10 protein-coding genes and 2 tRNA genes are annotated in these 14,193 nt (G+C 60.3%); 8 read left to right on the top strand and 4 right to left on the bottom strand.

What is annotated here, in order from left to right:
* Window positions 1–157 precede the first annotated feature (157 nt).
* From DTJ15_RS03035 to DTJ15_RS03015, 5 genes are all read left to right on the top strand, one after another.
* Window positions 158–535 (top strand): hypothetical protein, encoded by a 378-nt coding sequence (locus tag DTJ15_RS03035; protein WP_249109368.1) that lies wholly within the window; start codon window positions 158–160, stop codon window positions 533–535.
* Between the two features lie 98 nt (window positions 536–633).
* Window positions 634–710 (top strand) — tRNA-Arg (locus tag DTJ15_RS03030).
* Between the two features lie 31 nt (window positions 711–741).
* A tRNA-Arg gene (locus DTJ15_RS03025) sits at window positions 742–818 on the top strand.
* A gap of 149 nt (window positions 819–967) precedes the next feature.
* Window positions 968–2,290 carry a diaminopimelate decarboxylase gene (gene lysA / locus DTJ15_RS03020; protein ID WP_249109366.1) on the top strand — a complete coding sequence of 441 codons (1,323 nt, stop codon included), beginning with the start codon at window positions 968–970 and terminating at the stop codon, window positions 2,288–2,290.
* Between the two features lie 5 nt (window positions 2,291–2,295).
* Complete coding sequence (locus DTJ15_RS03015; protein WP_249109365.1) at window positions 2,296–4,968, top strand: DUF4175 family protein; 2,673 nt, start codon at window positions 2,296–2,298, stop codon at window positions 4,966–4,968.
* Window positions 4,969–5,170: 202 nt separating this feature from the next.
* On the opposite strand, the gene DTJ15_RS03010 is transcribed toward DTJ15_RS03015, so the two are convergent.
* The 3 genes from DTJ15_RS03010 to DTJ15_RS03000 form a co-directional block, all read right to left on the bottom strand.
* Window positions 5,171–6,682 (bottom strand): Ppx/GppA family phosphatase, encoded by a 1,512-nt coding sequence (locus DTJ15_RS03010; protein ID WP_086431069.1) that lies wholly within the window; start codon window positions 6,680–6,682, stop codon window positions 5,171–5,173.
* 2 nt (window positions 6,683–6,684) lie between these two features.
* Window positions 6,685–8,802 (bottom strand): RNA degradosome polyphosphate kinase, encoded by a 2,118-nt coding sequence (locus DTJ15_RS03005; protein WP_249109363.1) that lies wholly within the window; start codon window positions 8,800–8,802, stop codon window positions 6,685–6,687.
* Between the two features lie 252 nt (window positions 8,803–9,054).
* Window positions 9,055–9,765, bottom strand: a complete 711-nt coding sequence (locus tag DTJ15_RS03000) for a DnaA ATPase domain-containing protein (protein WP_086431070.1) — start codon at window positions 9,763–9,765, stop codon at window positions 9,055–9,057.
* Between the two features lie 171 nt (window positions 9,766–9,936).
* On the opposite strand from DTJ15_RS03000, the gene purM reads away from it, so the two are divergent.
* A complete protein-coding gene (purM, locus tag DTJ15_RS02995; RefSeq protein WP_043561347.1) occupies window positions 9,937–10,995 on the top strand; it encodes a phosphoribosylformylglycinamidine cyclo-ligase in 1,059 nt (352 codons plus the stop codon).
* Between the two features lie 7 nt (window positions 10,996–11,002).
* A complete protein-coding gene (gene purN / locus DTJ15_RS02990) occupies window positions 11,003–11,593 on the top strand; it encodes a phosphoribosylglycinamide formyltransferase (RefSeq protein ID WP_081563055.1) in 591 nt (196 codons plus the stop codon).
* 96 nt (window positions 11,594–11,689) lie between these two features.
* On the opposite strand, the gene ndk is transcribed toward purN, so the two are convergent.
* Window positions 11,690–12,112: a nucleoside-diphosphate kinase gene (ndk, locus tag DTJ15_RS02985; RefSeq protein ID WP_043560494.1), complete on the bottom strand. Its 423-nt coding sequence runs from the start codon at window positions 12,110–12,112 to the stop codon at window positions 11,690–11,692.
* A 112-nt stretch (window positions 12,113–12,224) separates the two neighbouring features.
* Between ndk and DTJ15_RS02980 the strand changes: the two genes are divergently transcribed.
* Window positions 12,225–14,141, top strand: coding sequence for an ABC-F family ATP-binding cassette domain-containing protein (locus DTJ15_RS02980; RefSeq protein ID WP_249109361.1), 1,917 nt, complete (start codon window positions 12,225–12,227; stop codon window positions 14,139–14,141).
* The last annotated feature ends 52 nt before the right edge of the window (window positions 14,142–14,193 follow it).

The following is a 14,193-nucleotide window of genomic DNA, read 5'->3' as shown; positions in this document are numbered from 1 at the left end:
CCTCGCCTGCTGGATATGGCACAATGCTCAATTCGTGCTAGTCTCTATAGGACGATCGACCGCCAACGTCATCCTTATTCTCCACCGGTTTTTACCTTCCGGCAAAGATTTCCGCGGCGGCTCACATTACTCGAACATGTTTTTCAGGAACTGCGCAATGCGTCCCGCTTTTCTCACCTGTCTGGTCAGCCTCTGCACTCTGGGGGCCTGCTCCTCCCTTCCCGACCCGGCTTCCGACCCCTATGGCCTGTGGACGGGCAAGCTCGTTACCGAGCAGGGAATCTGCCCGACCAAGGACATATCCTCCCTTCGCATCCGTGGGCATGAGGTCGTTTTCAACCCCGGCATGAATACATCCACTCTCCGGGGCACCTATGAAAAAGGCCAGCAGCACTACCTAGCCGAACTGACCGACAAGGGAATGAACGATACCCCCTACAGGCAGACATTCAACGGCTATCCGGTTGGTACGGCCATCGGTGGGACCTACACGTCACCACGCTGCCGTGCCCATGTTTCGCTGATTCGCCGCTGAAAAACGCCGGGAACATCCCACTGGAAAATATTTAAAAAAACTTCTCCAGTGGGGTTGCACCACTGCCCCAGACCGGATAGAAGCCTCCTCAACACGGCGCACCCGTAGCTCAATTGGATAGAGCACCAGACTACGAATCTGGGGGTTAGAGGTTCGAGTCCTCTCGGGTGCACCATGTCATCATATACTCGGGTCTTCCGAGGTCTGCACCCGTAGCTCAATTGGATAGAGCACCAGACTACGAATCTGGGGGTTAGAGGTTCGAGTCCTCTCGGGTGCACCACATATCTCCTCATCCAGAATACATGATTGAAGCGCTTCCATAGCTGCTTGGGAAGAGCGTCAGGGTGTTCCGTACTGTCTGCGGCTGCACCCCTGTTTCCTGCGGGTTACACCTTCCCATTTTGGCTGCTGGTCTGTAATCATGCGGTCATGACTTCGACACATCCCGACCCGACATTCCAGACCCTCCTGAACAACCACCCCAACCTGTCCTACGAAGGCAGACAGGGGCTGGTCATGGATGGCACCTCTCTCACGGATATTGCCAGAGAGCACGGAACACCCTGCTGGGTCATCAGCGCCGATACGCTACGCCAGCGTGCCCATGCCCTTCAGGATGCATTCAGGGCCCGCAATCTGCCCATCCATTGCCACTTTGCCGTCAAGGCACAGGATCATCAGGCCTGCCTGACCGTTCTGGCACAATGTGGCTTCGGGGCTGATGTCGTCAGCGGTGGAGAGCTGCGGCGGGCTCTTGCGGCGGGCATCAGGGCCCGTGACATCGTCTTCTCAGGAATCGGCAAGACGGATGACGAGCTGGAGCTGGCGATTCATCATCAGATCGGTCAGATCAATGTCGAAAGTGTGGAAGAACTGCACCGGCTCAACGCTCTGGCACAAAACATGCAGCAGCGGGCCCGCATCGCCTTCCGGGTCAATCCCGATATTGACGCCCAGACACACAGCAAGATCACGACAGGGCGTGCCGAAGACAAATTCGGCATTGACCATGACGCCATCCCGGCCCTCTACCGGAAGGCACAGACAGACATGCACGGTGTGGAGCTGGTCGGTCTTGCCGTTCATCTCGGCAGCCAGATGGTGACGGCAGCTCCCTTCCGCAAAGGCTATGAGCGAATTGCCGCACTCGTCCGCACCCTGCGGGAAGATGGGCTGCATGTCAGCGACATTGACTGCGGCGGCGGCCTTGGTATCGCCTACCGGAACGAGCAGGCACCTCCCCCCGCCATGCTGGCTGATGTCATTGCCGAGACGCTGGGAGACCTGGATGTGCAGCTGCATGTCGAGCCCGGCCGCTGGCTGGCGGCACCCGCCGGGGTTCTTCTGGCCCGTGTGATCGACGTGAAGGACGCTGCCCGCCGTTTCGTCATCATTGATGCTGGCATGAATGACCTCGTCCGCCCAGCCATGTATGATTCCTGGCATGGCATCCTCCCCCTGAACGAACCGGACACCACCACCGAAGAGTGCGTAGATGTGGTCGGTCCCATCTGTGAGAGCAGCGACATCTTTGCCCGCCAGCGTTCCCTGCCCCCTTTGAAGAAAGGAGATCTGGTTGCTCTGCTGGATGCCGGAGCCTATGGCACAGTCATGAGCTCCACCTACAATTCACGCCCCCTTGCTGCGCAGGTCATGATTGAAGGCGGCCGGAAAGCCATCATCCGCAGACGCCAGACACTTGAAGAGCTGCTGGCACAGGAAGCCGTCCCCGACTGGCTGGCCCGCCCCTGACCCCCGTGAAGCCCACACCCCTCCCTCCCCGGTTTGCCCACATCCAGCGGCAGGCCTACCGTCGGCTCCGGCTGGAACAGTGCTGGCATCATGCCCGCTGGCCCCTGCTGCTTGCTGGCCTGTGGGGCTGTGCGGCCCTGCTTCATCTCCCACAATCCCTGCCTGACAGCCTGCACCTCCTGCTGGAAGTCTCCTCCTTCGGAAGTGTGCTGTTCTTGGCAGCCCGGCGCCTCCACCGCCTGCCCCGTCCCTCCGCTGCACAGGTGGATCAGCGTATCGCCAGCGATTCCGGGCTTGCCTTTCCGCCCTTGGCAGCCCTGACAGACCGCCCCGCTCTGCCTGAAGGCCTCTCCGAGGAAGACATACGCCGGGAAGGGCAGCTCTGGACCATCCACCGGCAACGGCTTCTGGACTCGTTCGACTCTCTCCGCCTGCGTCTTCCACGGCTCTTTCCACACTGGGCAGGCAGGCTGACAACCGCTCTTGTCGTGCTCTGCCTGTTCGTCCTTGGGGGGCTGGCGGGACCACAGGCCGGGCTGAGACTGAAGGCTGGCTTCATCCCCGGCATGGATGATGACGCCGCACCGCTCCCTGCCATGCAGGCATGGATCGACCAGCCCGCCTATTCACCCGGCCCACCCATTTTCCTGACGGCACACAGTCCCGCCCTCTCACTACCGGAAGGAGCACGGCTCCACGCCGTGCTGGACGCCACATCAGGACGCCCCGCCCTGCATGGTACTGTCGAGCACAGCCAGACATCCCGGGAGAAAGGAAGCTGGCAGATTGAAGGAACCCTGCGAAAGAGCGGCACCATAAGTCTTTCTGTCCGGGGCCGCAGGCTGGGGCGCTGGCAGCTTCATGTCAGTGCCGACACACCGCCAGACATTCAATGGACCGCCAAAGCCGGTGCCATATCGCAGGACTGGTATACCAGCTTTCCATGGTCAGTCAGCCAGCCCCATGGTGTCGCTTCCCTGGAAGCCAGACTGCACCCCATCATTCCACCAGCGCACACGCCGGACCCTGCTCATGGTCTGACCATTCCCCTGCCGCTGGAAAAACAGCCGACCAAAGCCACGGGCACCACCCGGCTCGACCTCTCCGACAGCCCCTTCGCCGGGCTGGAAGTTGCCGGGCAGCTCTGCGCCCGCAGCAGCTCTGGCAAAGAACGCTGCTCCAAACTCCAGACCTTCCGCCTGGGGCACCGTTCCTTTCACGATCCACTGAGCCGCGCACTGCTGGACCTGCGATTGGCTCTTGTTCTCAAGCGCACAACAGAAGCACAGGCAGCCCACCTGCTGGCCCTTCTGACAGACCTGCCTCTTCCGGCTGATCTCAGCCTGCCACTCGCCCTGCTACAGCGGCAGGCAACGACAGGCCTGCCCCTCCAGGCCCTGACTGAACAGCTCTGGTTCACAGCCCTTTATGCGGAAGACCGTTCACAATCCGGGCAGGCCATTGCGGCCTCCATGCTTCATGTACGGGCCTTGCAGAACGGGATACGCCTGCATCTTCTCGCTCTCGGGCAGCATCCCGCTCCCCCGCCTCCAGCTGAACAGCAGGCGCTGCATGACGAACTGGAAAGCCTGAAAACTGCTCTGGACGGCCACATGGCCTTCATTTTCCAGAAAGCCAGCCAAAGCGGCCTCGTCATGCCCATGCCCGGTGGCCGGGGAATGCCCTGGATCCGCCTTGCCGGGCAGGTCCAGTCTGATGCGTTGGCCGGACGGACAGAACAGGCTTTGGAGCACCTGCGCAATATGGTGGAACCTGCCGAACAGCTCCGGCAGGCGACCCTGCCAGACATGCAGTCGCTGGCCGCCTCCATGCAGGCGCAGGCTGAAGCCCGTACCCAGCGCCTCGCCCTGCGGGATCTGATACGGCAGGAAACCGACCTTCTGAACCACGCCCAGAAACGTCTTGCCTCAGAGCGCCCCAAAACGGATGATCAGGACACCCAGCACAAGGATGTCTCCCAGATGTCCACAGCCGAACTGCTCAGCCAGCTTGGCATGGTTTCCGCCTCAACAGACAGTTCTTCCACAACATCACAGTTGGATCAGGAGGCCGTTCTCCTCCATGCTGATGAACGGCAAAAGGACCATGCAACCCAATATGCCCTGCGCCTTCTGGCCGGCACGCTCAACCATCGTGGGGAAACCCTGACAAAGAAAAAAATGTCCAATCTGCTAAAAGCAGAAAAAGATATGGGAGCTGTCCTGAAGAGCCTCGCCAACCGTCAGGACGAAGAAAGCGTGAAGAACATCCAGACCGTCCTGAATGATCTGTCACAGTCCCGTCATGAGATGAGCCGGAACCAATCTGCATCCAGTCAGGAAAGCAAGGGGCATCTTGGCTTCATTCCTCCTCCTTCTGCCTCCTCATCGCCAGATGAGCAGAACGGCACCCCCTCTGCCTCCCCCGATGACGACCCGAACGGCGGGCAGGATGAGGACACACATGATGATGAGGAAAAACAGCCGGAGAATCAGGACCCGCTGGGCCGGAAACTGGATGACAGTCCGGACTCTGATGCCCACATCCCGGACCATGAGCGCAACCGTGCCCATGACATCGAGCGTGAACTGCAACGTCGTGCCTCTGACCGCACCCGCCCCCAGAGTGAGCTGGATTATCTCAACCGGCTTCTTGCCCCCCTCCGTCAGTCGCACTGACCCTGTCAGATGGCGGGAGCCAGCCGGCAGAAACCCGTCATATCGGGTGGAATGGAGAAAAAGCTGAACCGTCTGACATGCCCCCTGAAGGACGACAAAACGTCTGGGAATAGGACCAGGCCCGCAAGATCATGTCAGATTAAAAAAAGAGCCAGCCATCCTATCGGGGATGCTGGCTCTTTGTACAGAAAACAGCCGCCTGTCAGCGCAGGGACGGTTTCATCCCCAGTGCCTCGGCCAGGCGTTCCAGCTGACGGGAAATGGCGCTGCCGCCAGAACGCAGTCGACTGCCATGCAGGCTGAGCACCAGCTTGTCATCCTTCATGGCCAGGTGTGTTCTTTCCAAAAGAACCTCTGTCCCAGCACATAATGTATAGACCAGACGCAGCACCAGCCCGAGCTGCACGGCCGCCTCGTAGCGTCCCTTGCTCAGCAGACGGCGGGACGGCTCCAGAACGGGATCATCCCTGTTGATCTCGTACCGCACGGCCAGCACGAGGGCCAGAAAGGCCCGCGATTCATGGGAAAAACCAACACCATGACAGTACAGGACCCGTCGATAGGTCTGCTCTGCCCGATATTGCGGATGGTCATATGACCCGATATCGGAGATGGTACAGGCCAGCCGGAGCTGTGCTGCCAGAAAAGAATCTTCTACCCAGTCCAGTCCAGTCAGGAAGACAGGAGACACCCATGTGATAAGAGGCTCGGCCAAGGAGGCATTACGGCCAAGCCGCCCTGCCATCTCCCGCGCCAGAGCCTCCATAGGGTCTTCCTCAGCAACAGAGGAGGCAACCTCACGCATGTACCAGCCTTCCCGCAGACCCTCCGCACTGAAAACGACCTCCTGCGCATCTGTCTGGGCCAGCAGGGCGAGCAGAACCTGGGCTGCAAATGGCGCATCCACCATCCGCTTGCGTGGGACGTTGCCGATCTTTTCCATCTGCTTGCGGCTGGCCCCGATGACCCAGCCTGCCATTTCCTCTGCCTCTGCCCGGCTGAGCCGGAAGAGATGGACCATGTTCAGAGGATACTCCATACGGGCCACATGCAGGCGGGCCAGCGCCCGGAAAGCCCCACCCACCAGATAAAGCGGCTTGCCGGCCGCCGTTTCCAGCCATGAGACATCTGCCAGCGTCTTTCTGGCAATCTTGCTGGCCTCTCCCAGGTCCTCCTGCGAACGCTCCCGCAACCGGATCACTCCAAGCGGTGTCGTCCCAGCCTCGAAATAGGCCCCGTTCCTGACACGGATCAGCTCCAGCGAGCCCCCTCCAATATCGGCCACCACACCATCAGCATCCGGCAGGGCACACAGCACCCCTGCGGCGGAATAATCCGCTTCTTCCTCTCCATTCAGCACACGGAAGCGGGCTTCCGGCATGCGGGCTTTGGCCGCTTTCACAAAGTCAGCCCCATTATGGGCATCCCTCACGGCAGCCGTGGCAAGAACATCGAACGGTTCCACCTTCATGGCCTGACCGATGGCCTGATAACGGGCAAGGACCTCCAACGCGCGGTTGATGCCTTCCTCGCTCAGCATCCCTGTGGCCTCCAGCCCTGCGCCAAGACGCAGAGTGGCCTTTTCGTTGAAGATGGGAACGGGATTGCGGGCAACCCCCTCATAGACCACCATCCGCACGGAGTTGGAGCCCAGGTCCACGATTGCAGCCCGGCGGGACTCCCGTCCCCCCCACTGCGCTGCCGTATACACCATTCTTACGCCTCCTTCGCAGGCCCTTCCCCATCCTCGGAGTCCAGCCGGGGATTCGCTGGAGTGTCTGCTTCTTTAGCCGACGCAGAGGCTTTTTCCATAAAATACTCATGCGCGGAAAGGGGAGATTCGCCGGGTTCGACACGTTTCCAGTGGCCATCAGGCAGCATTACCCAGCTCTGCAACGTATCATGAACATTCACCACCATGATCTCGCCCAGGATGCGGTCATGAGACTCCGTATCCGTAATGGGCACCATGGCCTCAATGCGGCGGTCCATGTTCCGTTTCATCCAGTCAGCCGATGCAATGTACAGCTTTGCCTGGCGGGAAGGCAGCTCACACCCGTTGCCAAAGGCAAAAACACGGGCATGCTCCAGATACCGCCCCACGATGGACCGTACCTCAATCCCTTCAGAAAGGCCCGGCACACCCGGCCGCAGGCTGCACATCCCCCTCACCACAATGGTGATCTTCACACCGGCCTGTGATGCCTCGTAGAGAAGCTCGATCAGCTTCCTGTCCACAAGGCTGTTCATCTTCAGCCATATCTGCCCGGGCCGTCCGGCGCTGACATGCTCCATCTCTTCCCGCACCAGCTTTTCCAGCGTCGGGCGAATGGTAAGAGGCGAAAAAGCCACCGCATGAAGCTCCGGCACCGCAGCGCCGGTAATACAGTTGAAGAGCCGGGCACAGTCATCAACCAGGACGGGATTACAGGTAAAATAGGAAATGTCCGTATAGATCTTAGCTGTATTGGGATGATAGTTGCCCGTCCCGTAATGGGCATAGGACTGGAGGTGGTCGCCTTCACGCCGTACCACCAGGATCATCTTGGCATGGGTCTTGTAAGCCGCCAGACCATACACGACCTGCACGCCTCTGGTCTCCAGTGCCCGGGCAAGACGGATATTGGCTTCTTCGTCAAACCTGGCCCGCAGCTCCACCTCTACCGTAACGGATTTACCCGCCTCAACAGCCTCGATCAGCGCATCCACGATCGGGCTGTCATGCGATGTCCGGTAGATAGACTGCTTGATGGACAGGACATCCGGATCCCGTGCTGCCTGCTGGAGGAAATGAACAACCGTATCAAAACTCTCATACGGATGATGGACGACAAGGTCAGCCTCCCGGATCGTGGCGAAATAATCGCCGTCATGCTTCAGGACACGCTGCGGAATACTGGGATGATACGGTTTGAAAAGAAGCTCCGGCCGGTCGGACACGATGAGCTGCTTGACATCGCCCACACCGACCATGGTCGGCAGATGGACAACATCATCCTTGGCCACGCCCAGCTTGCGGATAAGATGCCCGGGCAGGCGACCATCCACCTCCAGATGGATGCAGGCCCCACGCCGCCGTTCCTTCACAGCCTTCTCGAAGCTGTTCAGCAGGTCTTCAGCATCTTCTTCCAGCTCCACATCCAGGTCACGCACAAGGCGCAACATGCCTGAACGGCTGGCATGAAGCCCCGGATACAGACGTTTGGCAAAGCGGAAGATCACATCCTCCAGCAATACGAAGCGGATCGTGTCATCCTGGTCCGGCAGACGGATGAAACGAGGCAGCTGCTCTGGCAGGACAACCATGCCATCCATCATGTGATGATCCGTCTTCGGGTCCTTGAGACAGAGCACCAGCGCCTGCCCGCCACTGAAGATGAACGGCAGGGGATGGGTGGGATTCAGGGTCAGCGGCGTCAGTACAGGAAAAAGCTGGCTGTCAAAATATTTGGAAAGCCACTCCTGATCGTGATGATGGAGCTTCTCAACATTCCTGATGAGAATATTCTCGTCCCGCAGCTCCTTCAGCATGTCACCCCAGATGCGCTGCTGCTCTCCCTGGAGATGCCATGCCTGGTGCCGTACCGTTTCAAGCTGCTGGGCCAGGGTCAGCCCGTCGGGGCTTTTCTTGCCGGAACCATCCTTCAGCTGGTGCACCAGCCCAGCGACACGGACGGCGTAGAATTCATCCATGTTGCCCGCACTGATGGAGAGAAAGCGCAGCCGCTCCAGCAGGGGCGCTGCCGGATTTTCAGCTTCATCCAGAACACGCTGGTTGAAATCCAGCCAGCCAAGCTCACGATTGATGAAACGGGTCTGATGTTTCTTTGTCATGGCTTCACTCGCCATGTTTGTCTCAACAAACGCCATATTCCCTATGTTGGACATGACAGTCTCCTCACCTGGCTGGTCAGCAGGCACAATCCCGCTTCTTTATTGCTTCAATAAGACAGAGGTTCCGTCAATATGACAATTATTAAGATAGTATTTCAGCCTTGCAGGTAACAAATGCAATTGGGGCTGGACAGTTCCTGATCTGGCAGAAAATCGCCTCTTATTTCTTCCCCCGGACCAGGCAAGGCTCCATCAGTCTTCTTCTTTGAGAAGATCGACCAGCACCTCCATGGCCAGAGCACGGCTGATGGCGCTGCCCCGTTTCATGGCGGCATCATCCAGTCTGTTCACCGCCCGGACCAGTGCCTCCCCTGTCCGGGGCAGCTGACGCCAGAGCCAGTCCGTGACGGACTGTGGCACGACAAGCTGCCGCTCAGCCATGAGAGACAGCAGCAGGGTTGCCCGCAACTCATCCTCTGGCTCTTCCAGCCCCGCTGTCATGGTCGCCCTGAGCCGACTCGCAAGGTCTGGCAGATGGAAAAAACGGCGTGCCGGTGGGTGCCGGGATGCCATGAGCACCCGCCTGCCCGCCGCATGAGCACGGTTGAGCAGATGCAGCAGCGCCACTTCCTGTTTCTGCTCCAGCCCTTCCAGATGGTCAATCACGAACGGGGTCACGCCCGGCTCCAGCTTCTGCCCCGCCACCAGCAGGGCCCCATCTGCATCACAGGACAGTGCCGCAGCCTCGAACTGCACAGCCCCATTCTGCTGCGCCCAGACATGCAGCAGATGGCTTTTGCCTGTACCCGCAGGCCCCCACAGCCAGAGCCTCCCTTCCGGCCAGCGGGCCCGTGCCAGCCATGCACGCGCCGACGCATTGGACGAACCAGCAATGAACCGTTCCGCCGAGAAAGGACGGTCCTGCTGAAGATCCAACACCAGCTGTACCCGTGCGTCTGTCATCCCCGCTTCATCCGCCCCCTTGCCTCAGCCTGCCTGCCCCTGTCATCGGGGAGCAGAAGGTTTCCCATTCTTTCACAAAACCGAAATGATTTGACAGTCCTGCACATTCCGTCTTCACGCAGGATGCTCTATAAAGGCACCAGCATCAACCAGCAGGGACATCATACCCCCATGACCAAGACATCCTCCTCCCCCAGTGCCAGTTACGCCGCAGCCGGTGTGGACATCGAAGCCGGAGATGCCTTGGTCGATGCCATCAAGCCGGCGGCCAAGGCCACGACACGCCCCGGTGTCATGGGCGGGCTTGGAGGGTTCGGTGCCCTGTTCGACCCCAAGGCAGCGGGCCTGAAAGACCCCGTGCTCGTCAGCTGCACGGATGGTGTGGGCACGAAGCTCCTGCTCGCCATCGAAAGCGGCCTGCATGATGAGATCGGCATCGACCTTGTGGCCATGTGCGTCAATGACCTGATCGTGCAGGGTGCCCAGCCACTCTTCTTCCTAGACTACATGGCAACGGGCAGCCTTTCCGTCGCCGTGGCGGAACGGATCATCAAGGGCATTGCCAACGCCTGCAAGGAAAGCGGCTGCGCCCTGGTGGGGGGTGAAACGGCCGAAATGCCGGGCCTCTATGGCAAGGGCCATTACGACCTTGCAGGCTTCAGCGTTGGTGCCGTGGAACGTGATGCCATGCTGCCCGCCACCATCCATGAAGGCGACAGCCTGATCGCCCTGCCATCCTCCGGTGTCCATTCCAACGGCTTCTCCCTCGTCCGCCACATCGTGGGAGCCTCCGGCCTGAGCTGGAACGACCCTGCCCCCTTCTCCCCGAAGCAGACGCTGGCCGAAGCCTTCCTGACGCCCACACGCCTCTATGTCAGCACCGTTCTTGCCCTGCATGAGAAGAAGCTGATCAATGGCTGCGCCCATATCACCGGTGGCGGCCTGCCCGGGAACCTGCCCCGTGTCCTGCCTGAAGGGCTGGGTGTGGAAGTGGACGGGCAGAGCTGGCCGATCCCCGGCATCTTCTCATGGCTTGCCGAACAGGGACCTGTCAGCGAGGATGAAATGCTGAAGGTCTTCAACTGCGGCATCGGCATGGTGCTGGTCACCAGCGAGCCGGAGAAGGTCATGGCAGAGCTGGAACAGCGTGATGAAGAAGCCATGCTGATTGGCCGTGTCGTCCGCAGCAGCACGCCGTTCCGCCTCACCTCCCCGCTGAATCTGGGCTGAGGAACCAATGGTGAAGAAGACCCCCATCGCCGTTTTCATCAGCGGTCGTGGCAGCAACATGGTCGCCCTGATGGAAGCCTGTGCCCGGCCAGACTTTCCTGCCGAGATCGTTCTTGTCCTCAGCAACCGGGCCGATGCGGCCGGGCTGGAAACGGCCAGCAGGGCTGGAATAAAAACACTCTGCATTCCCCACAAGGAATACGGCAAGGATCGTGAAGCTCATGAGCGGGCACTGGACGAGGCCGTCCGGGCCTCTGGTGCGAAGCTGATCTGCCTTGCAGGCTACATGCGGGTGCTGACCCCTTGGCTTGTCCAGCAGTGGCAGGGCCGCATGATCAACATCCATCCCAGCCTGCTGCCCGCCTTCCCCGGCCTGCATACGCATGAGGCCGCCCTTAAGGCGGGAGCCAAGGAGCATGGCTGCACCATCCATCTCGTAACAGATGGTGTGGATGAAGGCCCCATTCTGGCCCAGGCCCATGTCCCCGTCCTGCCCGGCGATGATGCTGACACTCTGGCAGCCCGTGTTCTGGAGCAGGAACACCGCCTCTACCCGGAAACACTGCGCCGGTTCATCGAGGGACGGCAGATTTCCTGAACAGGATCCACCAGCTGGATACAGAAAAGGGAGCCGTCTCCGGCTCCCTTTCTTATAGGGGCCGATGCCCCATGCCGCTCTCCATTCAGAGAGGGATCAGGGCAGGATTTCCGTCTCGGCAAAGAAGAAAGAAATCTCACGCTTTGCATTCTCGAGGCTGTCAGAGCCATGAACGGAATTCTCGCCAATGCTCTGGGCATAAAGCTTGCGGACGGTTCCCTCTGCGGCTTCGGCCGGGTTGGTGGCACCCATCACGTCACGATGGTGGGCAACAGCATTCTCGCCCTCCAGAACCTGCACGACCACCGGAGCGGAGCACATGAAGGACACCAGCTCACCAAAGAAGGGGCGGTCCTTGTGGACTTCGTAGAAAGCACCAGCCTGCTTCTCTGTCAGCTGGATGCGCTTCTGGGCCACGATGCGCAGGCCTGCATTCTCGAATACAGTATTCACCTTGCCGGTCAGGTTGCGACGTGTGGCATCAGGCTTGATGATGGACAGTGTACGTTCCAGAGCCATAAGACCCTCCTCAGTAATAGACGTCTATAATCAGCCTCCCCTAGAGGAAAAAACCTGTTTCTGGTAGTGTTCGGGGCATCTTTTTTCGTATTTTCATCGTCCGAGGGCCTGCGTGAGTCTGCTTTCCATTACCGATCTTACCTTGCGCATCGCAGGCCGTACCCTGCTCGACCAGGCCTCCCTCACCATCGAACCCGGGCGGCGCATCGGGCTGATCGGCCATAACGGGGCAGGAAAATCCACCCTTCTGGCCGCCATTGCCGGGGACATCTCTCCCGATGGCGGCAGCATCACCCTTTCCGGCCGTGCCACGATGGGCCGGGTGAAGCAGGAAACACCCTCCGGCCACCTCTCTCTTCTGGACACGGTCCTGAACAGCCATGAGGAACGCACCCGCCTTCTGGCAGAGGCCGACAGCACGACAGACCCGAGCCGTCTGGCGGACGTGCATGAACGCCTGCTCGCCATCGATGCCCACAGTGCGCCAGCCCGGGCCAGCACCATTCTTGCGGGTCTGGGGTTCGATCAGGCGGCGCAGCAGCGTCCCGTCAATGATTTCTCGGGCGGATGGCGGATGCGTGTGGCCCTGGCCAGTGCGCTCTTTCTGGCCCCCGACCTCCTGCTGCTGGACGAGCCGACGAACCATCTGGACATCGAGGCCACGCTCTGGCTGGAGAACTGGCTGGCCCGCTTCCCCGGTGCGGCCCTGATCGTCAGCCATGACCGTGCGCTGCTGGACAACAGCGTGCAGGCCATTGCCCATCTGGACCAGAAGAAACTCTCTCTCACCCCCGGCGGCTATGAACGCTTCGTGCAGATACGCACGGAACAGAGGCTCCAGCAGAACCGGCAGGCCGAAAAGCTGGCAGACCAGCGGGCGAAGATGGAGGCCTTCGTGGCCCGCTTCCGGGCCAAGGCCACGAAAGCCAAGCAGGCCCAGTCCCGCCTGAAGGCTCTGGCCCGCCTCCCGCAGATTGATGCGGTGGTGGAAGACACCCCCACCCATTTCTCCTTCCCGGCCCCCGGTGCCCTGCCCCCCCCCATGCTGAAACTGGATGACGTGTCCGTCGGCTATGGTGAGACGGCCATTCTGCGCCGCCTCTCCCTCCGGCTGGACAGTGAGGACAGGATAGCCCTGCTGGGGCGCAACGGGCACGGCAAATCCACCTTCGCCAAACTTCTGGCAGGGCAGCTGTCTCCCATGTCCGGCGAGGTGCAGGCCTCCTCCCGCCTGCGGGTCGGCTATTTTGCCCAGCATCAGACGGATGAGCTGGTTCTGGATGAAACCCCCGTCCAGCACATGGCCCGTACGCTGAAGGAGGCCACCCCGCCACAGGTCCGTGCCCAGCTGGCCCGTTTCGGGCTGGATGCAGAACGGGCGGAAACCCCTGTCAGCAGCCTCTCCGGTGGCGAGAAAGCTCGCCTGCTTCTGGCTCTGGCCACCCGCCACGCTCCCCATCTGCTGCTGCTGGACGAACCGACCAACCATCTGGACCTTGATGCCCGTGATGCGCTCATCCGTGCCCTCGGTGAGTTTGAAGGGGCCGTCATTCTCATCAGCCATGACAGCCATCTGGTGGAATCCGTCGCTGACCAGCTCTGGATTGCCGAAAACGGAACGATCACGCCTTTTGACGGCGACATGGACGATTACCGCACATGGCTGGACGAACGGGCCAGACAGGCCACGCAGGAAAACCAGCGTCAGGCAGCCCGATCCCGGAAAGACACGGATGACGACATCCCGCAGCCGGACAGGAACCAGCAGCGTGCCCAGCGCAAGGAGCAGACCCGCCAGCTCGCTCCACTCCGCCGCAAGATCCGTGATCTGGAAACACGGCTGGAACGTCTGGAAAAAGCCAAAGCCCAGCTGGAAGCCAAACTGGCCGACCCAGACCTTTATCAGTCCAGCCGTGCAGAAGATATTGCCACGCTGAACAGCGATCTCGCCCTCGTCAGCCAGAAACAGGACGAAACGGAAATGCACTGGCTGGAAGCGCAGGAGGAACTTGAAAAAGCCACAAATTGACCTGCCATGAAATAAGCCACATTATCTCTTTCGTCATCTTCGCCGCCCCTCA

Origin of the sequence: Parasaccharibacter sp. TMW 2.1891 (assembly GCF_023337675.1) — a bacterium.
Classification (GTDB): domain Bacteria; phylum Pseudomonadota; class Alphaproteobacteria; order Acetobacterales; family Acetobacteraceae; genus Bombella; species Bombella apis.
Note: the sequence above shows the minus strand (reverse complement) of the source record. Positions and strands in the feature narration are given on the sequence as shown.

Excerpts from the sequence above, each read along its gene's own strand:
- DTJ15_RS03035 (WP_249109368.1), top strand. The coding sequence starts at position 158 with ATGCGTCCCGCTTTTCTCACCTGTCTGGTCAGCCTCTGCACTCTGGGG.
- lysA (WP_249109366.1), top strand. The coding sequence starts at position 968 with ATGACTTCGACACATCCCGACCCGACATTCCAGACCCTCCTGAACAAC.
- DTJ15_RS03010 (WP_086431069.1), bottom strand. The coding sequence starts at position 6,682 with ATGGTGTATACGGCAGCGCAGTGGGGGGGACGGGAGTCCCGCCGGGCT.
- DTJ15_RS03005 (WP_249109363.1), bottom strand. The coding sequence starts at position 8,802 with ATGACAAAGAAACATCAGACCCGTTTCATCAATCGTGAGCTTGGCTGG.
- DTJ15_RS03000 (WP_086431070.1), bottom strand. The coding sequence starts at position 9,765 with ATGACAGACGCACGGGTACAGCTGGTGTTGGATCTTCAGCAGGACCGT.
- purM (WP_043561347.1), top strand. The coding sequence starts at position 9,937 with ATGACCAAGACATCCTCCTCCCCCAGTGCCAGTTACGCCGCAGCCGGT.
- purN (WP_081563055.1), top strand. The coding sequence starts at position 11,003 with ATGGTGAAGAAGACCCCCATCGCCGTTTTCATCAGCGGTCGTGGCAGC.
- ndk (WP_043560494.1), bottom strand. The coding sequence starts at position 12,112 with ATGGCTCTGGAACGTACACTGTCCATCATCAAGCCTGATGCCACACGT.